General features: G+C 60.2%; 14 protein-coding genes and 1 tRNA gene. 3 read left to right on the top strand and 12 right to left on the bottom strand.

Translation table 11 applies throughout. The annotated features are described in order from the left end of the window. Window positions 1–145 precede the first annotated feature (145 nt). The gene (locus BW39_RS13720) at window positions 146–451 is read left to right on the top strand and encodes a hypothetical protein (protein ID WP_034396930.1); all 306 of its coding nucleotides are present in this window, start codon (window positions 146–148) and stop codon (window positions 449–451) included. A 69-nt stretch (window positions 452–520) separates the two neighbouring features. Here the strand turns inward: BW39_RS13720 and BW39_RS13715 are convergent. The 6 genes from BW39_RS13715 to petA all read right to left on the bottom strand — a co-directional run bounded on the left by BW39_RS13715 (window position 521) and on the right by petA (window position 4843). Beyond that, window positions 521–596, bottom strand: a tRNA-Thr gene (locus BW39_RS13715). A 98-nt stretch (window positions 597–694) separates the two neighbouring features. Continuing rightward, window positions 695–1225 (bottom strand): ClpXP protease specificity-enhancing factor, encoded by a 531-nt coding sequence (locus tag BW39_RS13710; RefSeq protein WP_043822309.1) that lies wholly within the window; start codon window positions 1223–1225, stop codon window positions 695–697. A 103-nt stretch (window positions 1226–1328) separates the two neighbouring features. Beyond that, the gene (locus tag BW39_RS13705; protein ID WP_012207298.1) at window positions 1329–1940 is read right to left on the bottom strand and encodes a glutathione S-transferase N-terminal domain-containing protein; all 612 of its coding nucleotides are present in this window, start codon (window positions 1938–1940) and stop codon (window positions 1329–1331) included. Window positions 1941–2043: 103 nt separating this feature from the next. Next, window positions 2044–2799, bottom strand: coding sequence for a cytochrome c1 (locus BW39_RS13700; RefSeq protein ID WP_012207299.1), 756 nt, complete (start codon window positions 2797–2799; stop codon window positions 2044–2046). A 17-nt stretch (window positions 2800–2816) separates the two neighbouring features. Beyond that, window positions 2817–4232: a cytochrome b gene (locus tag BW39_RS13695; protein ID WP_013800811.1), complete on the bottom strand. Its 1416-nt coding sequence runs from the start codon at window positions 4230–4232 to the stop codon at window positions 2817–2819. Between the two features lie 14 nt (window positions 4233–4246). Then, a complete protein-coding gene (gene petA, locus BW39_RS13690; protein ID WP_012207301.1) occupies window positions 4247–4843 on the bottom strand; it encodes a ubiquinol-cytochrome c reductase iron-sulfur subunit in 597 nt (198 codons plus the stop codon). 149 nt (window positions 4844–4992) lie between these two features. Here petA and mscL point away from each other — a divergent pair, with 149 nt between their 5' ends. Then, on the top strand, window positions 4993–5421 hold the full coding sequence (gene mscL, locus BW39_RS13685; RefSeq protein WP_012207302.1) for a large conductance mechanosensitive channel protein MscL: 429 nt from the start codon (window positions 4993–4995) through the stop codon (window positions 5419–5421). A gap of 92 nt (window positions 5422–5513) precedes the next feature. Here mscL and pdxA read toward each other — a convergent pair whose 3' ends face one another. From pdxA to BW39_RS13670, 3 genes are all read right to left on the bottom strand, one after another. Next, entirely contained in the window at window positions 5514–6575 is a 1062-nt protein-coding gene (pdxA, locus tag BW39_RS13680) for a 4-hydroxythreonine-4-phosphate dehydrogenase PdxA (RefSeq protein WP_043822308.1), read from the bottom strand. Window positions 6576–6676: 101 nt separating this feature from the next. After that, complete coding sequence (locus BW39_RS13675; RefSeq protein ID WP_043822306.1) at window positions 6677–7438, bottom strand: Nif3-like dinuclear metal center hexameric protein; 762 nt, start codon at window positions 7436–7438, stop codon at window positions 6677–6679. 74 nt (window positions 7439–7512) lie between these two features. Beyond that, complete coding sequence (locus BW39_RS13670; RefSeq protein ID WP_043822305.1) at window positions 7513–8838, bottom strand: MFS transporter; 1326 nt, start codon at window positions 8836–8838, stop codon at window positions 7513–7515. Between the two features lie 241 nt (window positions 8839–9079). On the opposite strand from BW39_RS13670, the gene BW39_RS31030 reads away from it, so the two are divergent. After that, a complete protein-coding gene (locus BW39_RS31030) occupies window positions 9080–9316 on the top strand; it encodes a hypothetical protein (RefSeq protein ID WP_152547235.1) in 237 nt (78 codons plus the stop codon). A 33-nt stretch (window positions 9317–9349) separates the two neighbouring features. Here the strand turns inward: BW39_RS31030 and BW39_RS31530 are convergent, their stop codons facing one another. The 3 genes from BW39_RS31530 to BW39_RS13665 form a co-directional block, all read right to left on the bottom strand. Continuing rightward, window positions 9350–9499 carry a hypothetical protein gene (locus tag BW39_RS31530; protein ID WP_161786988.1) on the bottom strand — a complete coding sequence of 50 codons (150 nt, stop codon included), beginning with the start codon at window positions 9497–9499 and terminating at the stop codon, window positions 9350–9352. Between the two features lie 710 nt (window positions 9500–10209). Next, window positions 10210–10668 (bottom strand): tetratricopeptide repeat protein, encoded by a 459-nt coding sequence (locus tag BW39_RS30380; RefSeq protein WP_081816203.1) that lies wholly within the window; start codon window positions 10666–10668, stop codon window positions 10210–10212. A 46-nt stretch (window positions 10669–10714) separates the two neighbouring features. Beyond that, window positions 10715–14773, bottom strand: coding sequence for an RHS repeat-associated core domain-containing protein (locus BW39_RS13665; protein ID WP_043822304.1), 4059 nt, complete (start codon window positions 14771–14773; stop codon window positions 10715–10717). Window positions 14774–14867 lie beyond the last annotated feature (94 nt).

The raw sequence follows: 14867 nt of genomic DNA, 5'->3' as shown, positions 1-14867 counted from the left end.
GTCCAACCCTCTTTCAGGCAGGCCGACGCATGCAGCCGCACAGCCCCGAACCCGAATCCCCGGACCCGCGCCACCCCGCAGATGCTGCTATAACGACCCTCCGGGCCGGCGCATGCCAACGCTGCCAGTCCAGCCCTTCAAGCCCATGACCTTCACACGCCGCCACCACGCCGTCACCGCCCTGCACGCCGTCGAGAACTCGCCCACGCTGGCGCGGCTCGCACAGCTCACCCGGGACTCCAGCAATCGCCTGACGGCCATCCTGCCCCTGGTACCGCCGCTGCTGCGCGCCAGCCTGCAGGCGGGCCCCATCGAGGGCAGCACCTGGTGCCTGCTGGTGCGAAACAATGCGGCAGCCGCCAAGATCCGCCAGTTGCTTCCCGCCATGGCCGCCCACCTGCGCACCAAGGGATGGGATGTGACCGAGATCCGGCTCAAAGTGCAGGCCTGATCGGCCGCTGAAACAAACGCGGCCAAAAATGAAGAAAGCAATGAAAAAAGGCCTCCGAAGGAGACCTTTTGGTGCCGGTTGTCGGATTCGAACTGACGACCTACCGCTTACAAGGCGGGTGCTCTACCAACTGAGCTAAACCGGCGAAGCACGAATTCTAGCGCAGAAAAAGACCGCTTCAGCCGTTCCCGGCGTCTGCGAACACGCTTGCGCGCGTGATCGCAGGCCCGGGATACGAAAAACCTACTTCACCAGCTTCAGCGAGGGCCGCGTGCCTGAGGGCGGCGGCGTGCGCGGGGGCTCTTCATCATCACCCTCGTTCTGGATACTCACCAGCTGCACCACGCGTTCGTCGGCAGCTGGCTCGGCCGGCACTTCGGCAACTGCGTCCTGCGACACAGGCTCATCGGATTCCTGCTCGACCGAAACTTCGTTGTCGGCGTCGGCATCCGACTCCGGCGCCGGGAAAGCCATGCCTTGGCCGGTCTCCCGTGCGTAGATGGCCATCACCTGCTCGACAGGCACCATGATTTCGCGTGGCTTGCCGCCAAAGCGGGCCGTGAAGCTGATGAAGTCATTGCCCATCTGCAGGCCGCTGGTGGCGTCGTAGCTGACGTTGAGCACGATCTCGCCGTCGCGCACAAACTCGCGCGGCACCTGCACGTTGCGGTCCACGCGCACTGCGATGTGGGGTGTGAAGCCGTTGTCGGTGCACCACTCGTACAGGGCCCGGATCAGGTAGGGGCGGGTGGAAGTTGCTTCGGGGGCAGTCATGACGATCCCAGGAAAAGAGTGGTCGTAATACGAAAACGGGCAGGATATGGCGACCGGTTGACCGCCTTCCCTGCCCGCGCAATCAGTCGTCAACCGATGCGAATTACTTGCGCATCACCTTCTCGGAAGGCGTCAGCGCTTCGATGTAGGCAGGGCGCGAGAAGATGCGCTCGGCGTACTTGAGCAGCGGGGCGGCGTTCTTGGACACCTCGATGCCGTAGTAGTCCAGGCGCCACAGCAGCGGGGCAATGGCCACGTCCAGCATGGAGAAGTTCTCGCCCAGCATGTACTTGTTCTTGAGGAACACGGGAGCCAGTTGCGTCAGGCGGTCGCGGATGTGGGCGCGCGCCTTTTCGATGGCCTTTTCGTTGCCCTTGACGTTGCGCTCCTCGAGCGTGCTCACGTGCACGAACAGTTCCTTCTCGAAGTTCAGCAGGAACAGGCGCACGCGGGCGCGGTCCACCGGGTCGCCGGGCATCAGCTGGGGATGCGGGAAGCGCTCGTCGATGTACTCGTTGATGATGTTCGATTCGTACAGGATCAGGTCGCGCTCGACCAGGATGGGCACCTGGCCGTACGGGTTCATCACGCTGATGTCTTCAGGCTTGCTGAACAGGTCCACATCGCGGATCTCGAAGTCCATGCCTTTTTCGAACAGGACGAAACGGCAACGGTGTGAAAAGGGGCAGGTCGTTCCCGAATAAAGCACCATCATGGTGGAGGCTCCTAAAAATCAAAAAGAGTGGGTCGCTCGCGGCGCCCACTCTGCACACAGTTCAGCCGCGCAATCGCTTGCACGACCTTCTGCAGTCACGGTTTTATTTGACGTCTTTCCAGAACGCGGCGTTGAGGCGCCATGCAATGAAGATGAAGACCGCCAGGAAAAGCAGCACGCCCACGCCAATGCGGATGCGGCTGTTCTGTGCCGGCTCACCCATCCATTGCAGGTAGTTCACCAGATCGCCAACTGCCTGATCGTACTGCACTGGGCTCATGGAGCCGGGAGAGACCTGCTCCCACCCCTTGAAAACCTGGGTCTTCACGCCGTGCTCTTCGGCTTCTTCGAAGATGGCACGGCGCTCGCCCTGCAGTTGCCACAGTGCATGGGGCATGCCCACGCTGGGGAAGGCCAGGTTGTTCCAGCCCGTGGCCTTGGTGTCATCGCGGTAGAAGGTGCGCAGGAAGGTGTAGAGGTAGTCGGCGCCCGTGCCGTTGTGGCCTGCGCGCGAGCGCGCGATCACCGTCAGATCCGGCGGATTGGCTCCGAACCACTCCTTGGCTTCCTTCGGGTTGATGGCCGCCTTCATGGTCTCGCCCACCTTGTCGGTGGTGAACAGCAGGTTGTCCTTGATTTCCTGCTCGGTCAGCCCGATGTCCTGCAGCCGGTTGAAGCGCATGAATGCGGCCGAGTGGCAGCTCAGGCAGTAGTTGACGAACAGCTTGGCGCCGTTTTGCAGCGATGCCGTGTCATTGGTCTTGCCCGGGGCCTTGTCCCAGGCGATGCCGCCTTCGGAAGCCTGTGCACCGGTCATGATGCCCAGGGCCGCGATCAACGTGAGAATCAGTTTCTTCATTGTTGTTCTCTCCAGCTTCAGTGCGGCTTGAACGTCACACGATCGGGAACGGGTTTGGTCTTGCCCAGGCGGCTCCACCAGGGCATCAGCAGGAAGAAGCCGAAGTAGAACAGCGTTCCGACCTGGGACACGCGCTCACCGATGGGCGAAGGCGGCTGCACACCGAGATAGGCCAGGATCACGAAGTTAATCACGAAGATGCCATAGAGGTACTTGTGCCAGCTCGGACGGTAGCGGATGGACTTGACCGGGCTGCAATCGAGCCAGGGCAGCGCGAACAGGATGATCACGGCGCCACCCATCACCAGCACGCCCCAGAACTTGGCGTCGATGGACAGCATCATGGCGATGACGCCCAGGGCCACGATGGCGACCACGCCCTTGACGGCGGCCGGCAGGCGCGACTTGAGCACGCCAAAGCCCGCACCCAGCAACACGCAGGCGATCAGCACATACATCATCTCGCTGGTGATGGCACGCAGCATCGAGTAGAACGGCGTGAAGTACCAGACCGGCGCAATGTGCGAAGGCGTCTTCAGCGGGTCGGCCGGGATGAAGTTGTTGTACTCCAGGAAGTAGCCACCGAACTCGGGAGCGAAGAACACCACGGCCGAGAACAGGAACAGGAACACCGTCACGCCGAAGATGTCGTGCACCGTGTAGTAGGGATGGAAGGGGATGCCGTCCAGCGGATGGCCCTTGGCGTCCTTGGGCGCGTTGGGGCCCTTGATCTCGATGCCGTCCGGATTGTTGGAGCCCACGTCGTGCAGCGCCAGCAAGTGGGCCACGACCAAGCCCAGCAGCACCAGGGGCACGGCGATCACGTGGAAGCTGAAGAAGCGGTTGAGCGTGGCATCGCCCACCACATAGTCACCACGGATCAGCAGCGCCAGGTCCGGGCCGATGAAGGGGATCGCCGAGAACAGGTTCACGATCACCTGGGCGCCCCAGTACGACATCTGGCCCCAGGGCAGCAGGTAGCCCATGAAGGCCTCGGCCATCAGCACCAGGAAGATGGCGCAGCCGAAGATCCAGACCAGTTCGCGCGGCTTGCGGTACGAACCGTACAGAAGGCCGCGGAACATGTGCAGATAGACGACGACGAAGAAGGCGGACGCGCCCGTGGAGTGCATGTAGCGGATCAGCCAGCCCCAGGGCACATCGCGCATGATGTACTCGACCGAGGCGAACGCCTTCTCGGCGTCCGGCTTGTAATGCATCACCAGGAAGATGCCGGTGACGATCTGGATCACCAGCACCAGCAGTGCCAGCGAGCCGAAGATGTACCAGAAGTTGAAGTTCTTCGGAGCGTAGTACTCCGACATGTGCACACGGTAGGCGTCGAAAGCCGTTGGAAAACGGTTCTCGAACCAGTTCGTGAGCTTGGCGCCCGCAGGCGCGTTCGGATCGATGTCCTTGAATTCGTGGGCCATTGTTCTTGTCTCCCTCAAGCCTTGTCTTCACCGATGAGGAGCTTGGTCTCCGACAGGTACATGTGCGGTGGCACCTGCAGGTTGTCGGGGGCCGGCTTGTTCTTGAAGACACGGCCAGCCATGTCAAAGGTCGAACCATGGCAGGGGCACAGGAAGCCGCCCTTCCAGTCATTGGGCAGCGAAGGCTGCGCGCCGGGCTGGAACTTGTCGGAAGGCGAGCAGCCCAGGTGCGTGCAGATGCCGACGACGACCAGCACTTCGGGCTTGATCGAGCGGGCTTCATTCATCGCGTAGGGCGGCGTGAACTCTTCAGGGTGGCGCTTGGACTGGGGATCGGCCAGCTGGCTGTCCAGCTCGGGCAGTTCCTTGATCTGTTCCGGCGTGCGCTTGATGATCCAGACTGGCTTGCCGCGCCACTCGACCGTGAGCTTCTCGCCGTCCTTGAGTGCGGAGATATCGACCTCCACTGCAGCCCCGGCGGCCTTGGCCTTCTCGGATGGCTGGAAGGTGCTCACGAACGGGACGGCTGTCGCCACGCCGCCCACCGCGCCAGCACACGCCGACGTGATGATCCACGTCCGCTTGCTGGAGTCGATTGGAGTGTCACTCATGGGGTTCCTCGAACTACGTCGCTTGAGTTGGGGTCAACAATAAATTGTAGCGGGGCGAGTATGGTTATTCCATACCGACTCCGACATTGACAGGCTCCAAAGCCGCGCAATACTGCGCTATCTCAAACTCTTTCCAGATGGAGCCAGCCATGGGCATGATGCAGGAATTTCGTGAGTTCGCAGTTAAGGGAAACGTGGTAGATCTCGCCGTGGGCGTCATCATCGGCGGAGCGTTTGGCAAAATCGTCGATTCCGTGGTAAACGACCTGATCATGCCGGTCGTTGGCCTGGTTTTCGGCAAGCTGGACTTCTCCAATCTGTTCGTTGTGCTGGGCAGCGTGCCCCCCGGAACAGCGATGACGCTCGATGCCCTCAAGAAGGCCGGCGTCCCCGTATTTGCCTATGGGAACTTCATCACGGTGGCGGTGAATTTCATCATCCTGGCCTTCATCATTTTCATGATGGTCAAGCAGATCAACCGCCTGCGCCGCGAGGCCCCGGCCGCCCCCGCGCCGGCCCCCGTCACACCTGAAGACATCGTGCTGCTGCGCGAGATTCGCGACAGCCTCAAGCGCTGAAATTCGTGTTTTGACGCAAATCAAAACGCCCGTGGCATGGTTGCCACGGGCGTTTTCCATTACTGCAGACTCCCGATGCTTGGGCTAGCCATTCAAGCCGCCAATTTGCGCGCCATTCGCACGGACTCAATCAGACTGCTCGCCTCTGCAAGACCCTGCCCTGCAATATCAAAAGCCGTGCCGTGGTCCGGGCTGGTGCGCACCAGCGGCAGCCCCAATGTGACATTCACGCCCTTTTCCACGCCCAGGTACTTCACGGGAATCAGTCCCTGGTCGTGGTACATGGCCAGCACCACGTCGAACTCGCCGGGGTGGCCGGGCGCATTGCGGGCGCGCATGAACACCGTATCGGGCGCAAAAGGTCCGTGGGCGTCCAGGCCCTCAACACGCGCCTGGGCGATGGCCGGGGCGATGATCTCGACCTCCTCGCTGCCGAACAGGCCGCCCTCGCCCGCATGCGGGTTCAGCCCTGCCACACCGATCCGCGGCGGGCGGCCCAGGCTGCGCGACAGGGCCTCATGCGTGATGCGCAAGGTCTGCAGCAGGTTGTCCTTCGTTACCGCATCGATCGCCTTGCGCAGCGAGGTATGGATGCTGACCAGCACCGTCCGCAACTCATCATTGGCCAGCATCATGCGCACCGGCATGCGGTCCAGGCCCACACCCGCATGCTGCGCAGCCTCGAACTGCAGCAGCTCGGTATGACCAGGAAAGTCCACGCCCGCAGCATGCAGCGCCTCCTTGTGCAGGGGCGCCGTGACCAGCGCCGCGATCTCGCCGCGCAAGGCAGCTCGCGCGGCCCAGACCACGCAGCGCGCAGCCGCGTCACCGGCGCTGGCACTCACCTGGCCCCAGGGCGCAGGACCGGGCAGCCCGGGCAGCTCCAGCAAAGGGATGCAGTGGCGCGGCACCTGCCACAGTTGCTCAGCCGACTCGATGACGGCCACGGGCAGGGGAATGGCGTTGTCGCCATCGCGCGCACGCGCCGCCACGGCGGCTGCCCGGCGCAGCGTCTGCAACTCGCCGACGACGAAGCAGCCGCGCATGACCTCGGGCACTTCCATGAATGCCTTGGCGATGGTCTCGGGCCCTACGCCTGCAGAGTCGCCCTGGGTGATGGCAATCGCGGCTTGGGGGTGTGTGGAATCAGGCATTTTCGGTATCCGGATCAGGCAAGCCGGTCATTCGCACCGCGCTTGCAGCAAAAGGCCTCGCCCCCTGGGCGGGCCAATAGTGGGCCACTAACAGGCCAGCATCAGGCCGGATTGTCGATCTCGATGAAACGGTGCTCCAGCCCCAGCTCCAATGCCACCTGCCCCGCCAGGGCCGGCGCACCATAGCGCTCGGTCGCATGGTGGCCGGCAGCCAGGAAGGCCACGCCCGTCTCGCGCGCCAGATGCGCCTGCGGCTCGGAAATCTCGCCCGTGATGAAGGCATCGGCCCCAGCGGCAATCGCAGCCTCGAAGAAACCTTGCGCGCCGCCCGTGCACCAGGCAATGCGGCGAATGGGGCGAATGGGTGGCAAGCGCTCTCCCCCCACGCAGACAGGCGTGCGCCCCAGCGCCTGCTCCACATGCCTGCCCAGCGCCGCCGCGTCGGCAAACTCCGCCGCAGCCATCCAGCCGAGGTTCTGCTCGCCAAACGTTGCCTGGCCCTCAAGCCCCAACTGCACACCCAGCTGCGCGTTGTTGCCCCACTGAGGATGGGCATCCAGCGGCAGGTGGTAGGCAAAGAGATTGATGTCATGGGCCAGCAGCAGGCGGATGCGCTCCTTGAGCCAGCCCGTGATGCGGCCATCCATGCCGCGCCAGAACAGGCCGTGGTGCACGAAGATGGCATCGGCCTGCGCCTCGATGGCCGCCTCGATCAGCGCGCGGCTGGCCGTCACCCCGCTGACGATGCGGCGGATCTCGCCGCGCCCCTCCACCTGCAGGCCGTTGGGACCATAGTCCTTGAAGCGCTCGGGCTGCAGCAAACCGTCGAAGTGGGCCAGGAGTTCTTGTCGCGTGGTGCTCATGAAAGGATTGTCAGCGATCCATGCGGCGCCCAACAAAAAGGGCAGCCATGCTGCCCTTCATTCCACTGCCAAGCTCAGCCGCGCTTGGGTTGCCAACCACGGCAGGCCAGAGGCCAGAAGCCGATGGCCGCGCCCAGGATGCCCATGGCCGCCACATAGTGGGCCGGCGCCATCACATCCACCTGCTGCCACACGGACACCAGCATGGGCGTCATGCCGCCGAACACCGCATAGGCCATGTTGTAGGCAAAGGACAGGCCCGTGAAACGCACCTCGGCCGGGAAAGCGCGCACGCCCACCACCGGCAGCAGCGCAATGCTGCCCACAAAAAAGCCCACCAGCGCATAGCTCCACACCAGCGAGGACGCCGTGCCCGGCAGGTTCAGATAGAACGCATAGGCCGTCACCGTCATGCCCAGCCAGCCCGTGACCATGGCCACACGCGTGCCCATCTTGTCGGACAGCCAGCCCCAGAACACGCAGCCCAGCGTCAGCGTCACCGTGGCCACGGCATTGGCCTTCATGGCCAGGGCCGCGTCGATGTGGAAGACCTTCTGCAGATAGGCCGGCGTGAACAGCACCACCACCACGATGGCCGTGGACAGCACCCAGGTCATCAGCGCCACCAGCACGCAGGCCTGGCGGTGGTCGCGCACTATGGTCTTGAGCGGCAGTTCGCGGTCGGCCTGCTTGCGTGCCATCAGTTCCTGGAAGACGGGTGTTTCGTGCAGGAACTTGCGCAGGTAGACCGACACCAGGCCGAACACGCCGCCCAGGATGAAGGGCATGCGCCAGGCCCAGTCATGGATCTCTTCGGCGCTGTAGGTGCTGTTGAGCCAGACGCCGATGATGGAGCCCAGGAAAATGCCACCCGTGATGCCCGAAGTCAGCGAGCCGATGGCAAAGCCATAGTGGCGCGCCGGCGCATGCTCGGCCACGAAGACCCAGGCGCCCGGCATCTCGCCACCAATGGCCGCGCCCTGCAGCACGCGCATGGCCAGCAGCAAAATCGGCGCGGCAATGCCGATGGAGGCATAGGTGGGCAGCAGACCGATCACCAGCGTGGGCACGGCCATCAGGAAGATGGACAGCGTGAACATCTTCTTGCGGCCCAGGATGTCGCCAAAGTGCGCAATCAGAATGCCGCCGATGGGCCGGGCCAGGTAGCCCGCCGCAAAAATGCCCAGCGTCTGCAGCTGGCGCAGCCAGTCCGGCATCTCGGCCGGGAAGAACAGCTTGCCGATGACATTGGCGAAGAAAACGAAAACGACGAAGTCGTAGAACTCCAGGGTGCCGCCCAGGGCCGACAGGCCCAGGGTCTTGTAGTCCTGTCGGTTGAGAGGACGTGCGGTCGCAACAGCAGGGGCCATGCCCGGCTGCGCTTGGTCAAGCGTAGTCATGGTTTTTTTCCAGGGATCGAACAGCAGGACGGCGCGGTGGATGCCACGGCAACGGATGAGCGTGCAGCGGCAGATCGTTCTGCAAGACTTCGGGATCGGAGGACTTGGCTCTCTCTTGGGGCCGGCTTGTGGGCCGACGCAACAGCGAACGCGGCGTGGCGCAGTCGTCGTGGGATTCTAGGGTTTGTACTGTAGCTGTGTGGGGAGCGCGGCTTTGGGGGCAGCAAGCCGTGCTTGCCGCATGCCGACCCTGGCTGCCAGCGATGCGCAGCAATCAAAAGCTCTGGAAACTGTCTGGCAACACAAACACCGCTCCCAGACCAGTACCAGAACTCACCACACCGTCTCCCCCAAAGTCCTGCATGGTCATGACATTCAATTTCTCATCCAAAAAAAAATGACGTCAGCATCGTCAAAAACCATGTCGATGCAATTTGATGTGCGGATGAACATGACACGCGAATCGTCCAAGAAGTGACTCCAGGCGGGATGCTGATCAATTCCATCCATGTCATCCACCCAATATCTGACTCCAGCCACCTCGCCAGATTCTCTGCAAAAAAATAATCATAAAATATCCACCCAGAGAAACACCAGATGCGTCAATCCAATTTTCCTTATCGATACCCATCCATTTCTTCGGCAGCAGAAAATACTTCATGAATGCAGCCCCTGATTCAAAGAACAATATTACTGACCCAAAACTCAGCCCACAACCATCCCACTCTCTGGATCAATGACAAAATGCCCGCGTTTGGCAAGTTATCCGGCAATTCATGGGCAGAGCAGAATCTTCCAAAAAAATCTCTTGTCAGCTCACCTGACTCAATGGCCGAATACAAATTCTCGCAATCCGTTGAATCAGGGATCGCGCTCAACCCAAGGAATACATCCTTTGGAATTTCTTGCGCCCACATCTCCTTTTGCAAAATTTCCTACTCACACTCTAGATGCAGTAATCGTCTTGGCATTGACCAATGCTTCAACTTCATGAACACGTCAGTGCTGCACACGCATAGGGTCTATAAGCAGACGTGACACAAGGCGCAAGCAGCAGAGACACAAGCCCGATCGGATCAGCTGCATCAAGCATCCTCAGTCTGGAGCATAGTCCCGCCGCTGGTTGTAATGAGGCCCCCCTCTTCATCAAAATACTGCATTGCAAACCGCAGGTTTATCCATGTGCGATTGCCGCTTCGCTCAAGCGTGTGCCCGAAACTCTCGCTCAAGGCTTGCCAGAATGAACGGCCCGTCGCTTTGCTGGCCACCTACGGTACAGGTTAAATTATTATCTGCTCATCTTGCATCGCAGCCATCCTGCGCAACGCGGCCTAGTTTTGATGGTAGATTTTTTATCTATGTATGAAATACTCAATCATTCTTGTCATCAAGAATAAGTTTGATATTTTTACGAGCTTTTTTTCCAATTTCGTCGCGCCTATTTTTTACATCCAAATAATAAGCAATAGCCTCATCAAACCTCTCTTGATCAAACAACGCATTTCCCAAATTAAAAATAACGGCGGACCTGACTTTTCCCTTCAAACCAATATCAAGAGCTTTTTTTAAAATATTTTCAGCCTTCTTTGGCTCTTTCATTACATCAAAGCAGTTTCCAATTGCCAGCAAGCATTGAACATCGTCCGAATCATAACCATATGCTTTTCTAAAAGATTTTATAGCATCTTTGTATTTTCCCATTTTAAAATCTGCATCACCAACACAATACCAAGCATGATTCTTATCCCAGGCATACTCTCGTTTGATTCTTCCAGTATCAGGGTCAACCAACATTCCCCTTACCTTGCGCTCCTCTCCATTCAGAAGCATGGAATTCACTTCGTCAAAAGATTTTTCTTTCAAATTTAACCCCTACTTAACAAGGATCTATGGGAGGCGGCGGCTTTATAACACCACAACCACCAACACTTGGATTTTCATTACATATGTCATTAACAATATCCCAAATAAGCAACCCTCCGACGCCTCTCGCTCCGCGCGACCCCTTCACACCAGAGCCTCGCTGTTTTTTTGATTGTCTAGAATGCTCTTCTGCATTTTCATGTCCAACATTACGCTCTCTTTCCCCACTTGGAATTCTATGATCAGGCGGTTTTCTCTTGTTTGGATTATCAGGCTTTACATATTTAGGAGCCAATCCATTATTGTCATAAACATCTAGCGGACTTTGCTCCGCATATACGAACAAATTCAAGCCACCACTCAATCCAAATGGATCACTTTCTATATACCTCCCCAACTTTGGCTGATAGTCACGGTAGTAGTTGTAATGCGTCCCCACCTCTTCATCAAAATACTGTCCAGCAAACCGCAGATTCATCCGCGTTCGGTTTCCGTTGCGTTCAAGGGTTTGACCAAAGCTCTCGCTCAAGGCCTGCCACGTTGAGCGCCCTGTCACGTCGCTGGCAACCTGCGGAGTGCTCAAATGGTCACTGTGCAGATAGTGGTAAATCTTGCTAGTTCCCGTCTGATCGTTGACGTGATCCGCTTGCCACAGGGGCTCCGCACCCCAGTCCGTATCAGGCTGCCAACCATAAGCTTTCACAGTCTTTCCCTGGGCATCTACCTCTGCCAACAGTCCTTCTTTGCTGTACATAAGCCACGTCGTACGCGCTCCCACCGTCTTGCTTATACGCCGCCCGAACGGGTCGTACTGATAGCGCGCGATGAGCTGCCCGTCCTGCTCCACGGCAACCCTTCGATCGTTGGCGTCATATACGTTGGTGGTGACGCTGCCGTTGCGCGTGGCGCTCTGGATATGACCTGTGGCGGTGTAGTCATAGCGCTCCAGATCCTTGCCCAGGCCTCGCTGCACCAGCCGATTGCCGCTGCCGTATTGCCATTCGCCGGGTTGGTGCAGGCTGCTGATGCGATTGTGAACGGCGTCGTAGCCGTATTGCTCCTGAGGCAGGCCCAGGTCAGCCAGACCGGCGCTGGGGCGCACCTGCGTCAGGCGGTCCAGCGCATCGTAAGCGTAATCCACGCTGCCGTTGACATCGCTGCCCAGTTGCAGCGTCTTGCGTGTGACGCTGCTGTCAGCGTCGTATTGGTAGCCCAGCGTCAGGAGGTTGGCGTTGGAGGCTCCCTGGACTTGGATGCCCTGGATTCTGTAGAAACCGTCGTAGGCAATGCTCCTGCTGGCGCCCGGGTACTGGACCTTGGTGGGCAGCACCCACTGGTAGTCGGTCCATGTGATCTTGTCGGTGCTGCCGGGTTGGGCGGCCTCCTTGAGATAGCCCTTGTCGTAGCTGAAGACGGCGGCACTGCTGTCAGGGTAGCCCTGGCTGGTTTTGCGGCCATCGGCATCCCAGCCCTGGGCCAGGGTGGCGGTGACGCGGTTAGCGCCGTCACCGTAGATCAGTTGCTCCTGGCTGATGCGGCCCAGGGCGTCACGGCTGTAGTCGGCCTGGCTGATGAGCTTGCCACTGCCATCCTTTTGTTCGTAGCCGGCAAGGCGGCCGGCCTTGTCATAACGGTAGGTGATGCTGCTGCTCAAGCCCGGTTGCCCGGCCTGCGGGCTCGTGCGGGTGAGCAGGGTCAACAGGCCATCGCTGTTGTAGGTGTAGTTGCTGACATCTCCTGCCGCGTTGGTTTTTTTGATCAGAAAGCCCGCGGCATCGTATGCATAGGTGGTTTTGCCACCTTCCGGGCGCATTTCCTCGGTCAGGCGGCCCAACCGGTCGTATTGCCGGGTATGCACGTTGCCGTTGGCATCGGTGACGCGGGTGATCTGATGCAGCAGGTTGTAGGCCATCTGGGTGGCCTGGCCGTTCGCGTCGATGGACTTAGCGACGCGGCCCAGTGCGTCGTGCTCATAGATGGTTGTCTTGCCGCCCGGGCTGGTGATGGCGGCTGTCTGTCCTGCACTGTCAAGGCTGTAGTGCAGGGTCAGGCTTTCGCCGTTGCGTGCCTTGCGGATGATGGAGGTGCGACGCCCCCGCTGGTCATACTGGCCCAGCTCGGCAAGGCCGCCTGGGTAGTTGATGGCTTGCAGCAGGTTGGCCTGCGGAGTGCCCAGTGCGCCGTATTCGTACTGGGAGCTGTCGCCTGCAGGGTTCTTGTAGCTGGCGACGCGGCCCAGGCTGTCATAGCCCAGTTCGTGACGATTACCGGTAGGCGTGTTCTGCGAAACGATGTCGCCATAGGTATTGTATTCATAACGGTAGGCGTGGCCCAAGGCGTTGGTGGCGGTGACCAGGCGGCTTTGGCTGTCATAGGCAGCGACGGTGGCATGGCCCTCGCCATCCATGCTCTGGGTTTCGTTGCCTAGTGCATCGAAGCGGGCCGAGGATGTCAGGCCCGAGGGATAGATGGTCTTGATGCGATTGCCATGGCTGTCGTATTCATGGCGTGTGGTGTGGCCCAGGGGGTTGGTGATGCTGGCGATTTGCCCGGTGACGGTGTGTGTGTAGCGCCATGTTCCGCCTTCGGCATCCGTGGCTGTTTGGCGGTTACCGTTGCTGTCGTAGGTATAGGTGGTGACGCTGGCCTGAGCACCTGTGCCCAGGGTCTGCCGGACGAATTGCCCCAGCTCGTCGTACTCCCATGCCGTGATGCGCTCCAGCGCAGTGCCCTGGGCTTCGATGCGCTGTAACGCACGCCCCTTGCTGTCATGCCGCCAGGCGGTGACGGTACCCAGTTCATTGGTATGGCTGGTGGTTTCGCCATGCACGGGATCGTAGGTGTAGCTTTCCTCGCTGCCATCAGAGTGGCGAATCCTCAACGGACGCCGGTTGTAGTCCCAATAGGTGGTGCGGGTGTTGCCGCGCTCGTCCACCAGCCTGTCGGTGTAGTTGCCATCCCAGCTTCTTTGTCGAATGGGTTTGTCATTCAGGCTGCGGCTCGACTCCAAGCCGTCCTTGTCATAGTGAACGACCAGACGATTGCCGCGTGGATCCGTCAGTGTGGCAATGAATTTTCGTGATTCCCTGAGGTACTGCACCGAACCCGTTGTGGTGCCCCGGCGGTCACTGAAACTGCCGACACGCCCGCCTCCCCAGTTGGTCTGCAGTTTCTGCGTGGTGCCACTGGTTCCCGTGGGATCCAGGGTGATGCCCAGGTTGCCCAGCGTGAACTGGGCAGCGGGTGCTGGCGCACTGGCGCTGTATTGGGCCGTGACCTTACCCCCCAGCGGGTCCGTGCGGCTGGTGAGTTGGCCGTTGCCGTCATAGGTGTATGTCCAGCGGTTGCCCCTCGCATCCAGGACTTCGGTCAGGCGCCTGGCGCTGCCCGATCCAGCCCAGGTATATCGGACGGTACTGCCTGCACGGTCTTCGATGCTGGTGACAAGGCCATCGGCCAAGGTGAGCTTGAAAGCGACCTGCCCATGGTGGTCAAGAATGCGGATGCTGGACGTGCTGTCGTAGCTGAACCGGACCTGGATGCCATTGAAATCCGTATAGCCCTGAATGCGCCCCTGCGCGTCATAGTCGATGGTATTGCCACGGCGGTCATACCACTGCCAGCCATCCTGACCATTGCGGCTGACCTGCCGGATGAAGGTGGGCGCATCCACTCGGTCCTTGGCGATGAACAGGCCAGACTGGCCGCTTCTTTCATAAAGCGTGCCGGCGCGCTGGATGGTCTTAGCATCCCTGCCCAGCGGATCCAGCTCGAAGTCCAGCGGCGCCCATGCGGGGTTGAGCCACCAGCGTCCGAGCGTCCAGGTGCGGGCAATGTCAATGCTTCCGCCCAGTACCTTGACCTGCAGATCGGTGTTGACCTCCCGGTATTCTCCGTTGGGCCACTTGATGTACGGATACTCGCTTGCCTGTGCCTGCAGAACTGCCAGGCTCAGCAGGGCAAACGCCCAGGCAAGGATGTGCCTGAAAGTCCAGGACAAGGCCCGCCGTGCTGCGGCTCGCTTGCCTGGATATTGGGCCAGTTCAATCAGATGTTTCAGTGCCTGGATCATTTTTGCGCTTCCCTGTGGACCGCTGATGGGTCCCCTCTCCAATCCCTTGCGCAGCGTCTTGATGGCTGCGCCCTTGGACCGGCCTGCCGGATGA

Origin of the sequence: Delftia sp. RIT313 (genome assembly GCF_000632165.1) — a bacterium.
Taxonomy (GTDB): Bacteria; Pseudomonadota; Gammaproteobacteria; order Burkholderiales; family Burkholderiaceae_C; genus Comamonas; species Comamonas acidovorans.
Note: the sequence above shows the minus strand (reverse complement) of the source record. Positions and strands in the feature narration are given on the sequence as shown.

Coding starts and splice junctions, on each gene's coding strand:
- BW39_RS13705 (WP_012207298.1), bottom strand. CDS start 1,940: ATGATGGTGCTTTATTCGGGAACGACCTGCCCCTTTTCACACCGTTGC.
- BW39_RS13665 (WP_043822304.1), bottom strand. CDS start 14,773: ATGATCCAGGCACTGAAACATCTGATTGAACTGGCCCAATATCCAGGC.
- BW39_RS30380 (WP_081816203.1), bottom strand. CDS start 10,668: ATGCTTCTGAATGGAGAGGAGCGCAAGGTAAGGGGAATGTTGGTTGAC.
- mscL (WP_012207302.1), top strand. CDS start 4,993: ATGGGCATGATGCAGGAATTTCGTGAGTTCGCAGTTAAGGGAAACGTG.
- BW39_RS13710 (WP_043822309.1), bottom strand. CDS start 1,225: ATGACTGCCCCCGAAGCAACTTCCACCCGCCCCTACCTGATCCGGGCC.
- BW39_RS31030 (WP_152547235.1), top strand. CDS start 9,080: ATGCCGACCCTGGCTGCCAGCGATGCGCAGCAATCAAAAGCTCTGGAA.
- BW39_RS13720 (WP_034396930.1), top strand. CDS start 146: ATGACCTTCACACGCCGCCACCACGCCGTCACCGCCCTGCACGCCGTC.
- BW39_RS31530 (WP_161786988.1), bottom strand. CDS start 9,499: ATGAAGTATTTTCTGCTGCCGAAGAAATGGATGGGTATCGATAAGGAA.
- BW39_RS13695 (WP_013800811.1), bottom strand. CDS start 4,232: ATGGCCCACGAATTCAAGGACATCGATCCGAACGCGCCTGCGGGCGCC.
- pdxA (WP_043822308.1), bottom strand. CDS start 6,575: ATGCCTGATTCCACACACCCCCAAGCCGCGATTGCCATCACCCAGGGC.
- BW39_RS13670 (WP_043822305.1), bottom strand. CDS start 8,838: ATGACTACGCTTGACCAAGCGCAGCCGGGCATGGCCCCTGCTGTTGCG.
- petA (WP_012207301.1), bottom strand. CDS start 4,843: ATGAGTGACACTCCAATCGACTCCAGCAAGCGGACGTGGATCATCACG.
- BW39_RS13675 (WP_043822306.1), bottom strand. CDS start 7,438: ATGAGCACCACGCGACAAGAACTCCTGGCCCACTTCGACGGTTTGCTG.
- BW39_RS13700 (WP_012207299.1), bottom strand. CDS start 2,799: ATGAAGAAACTGATTCTCACGTTGATCGCGGCCCTGGGCATCATGACC.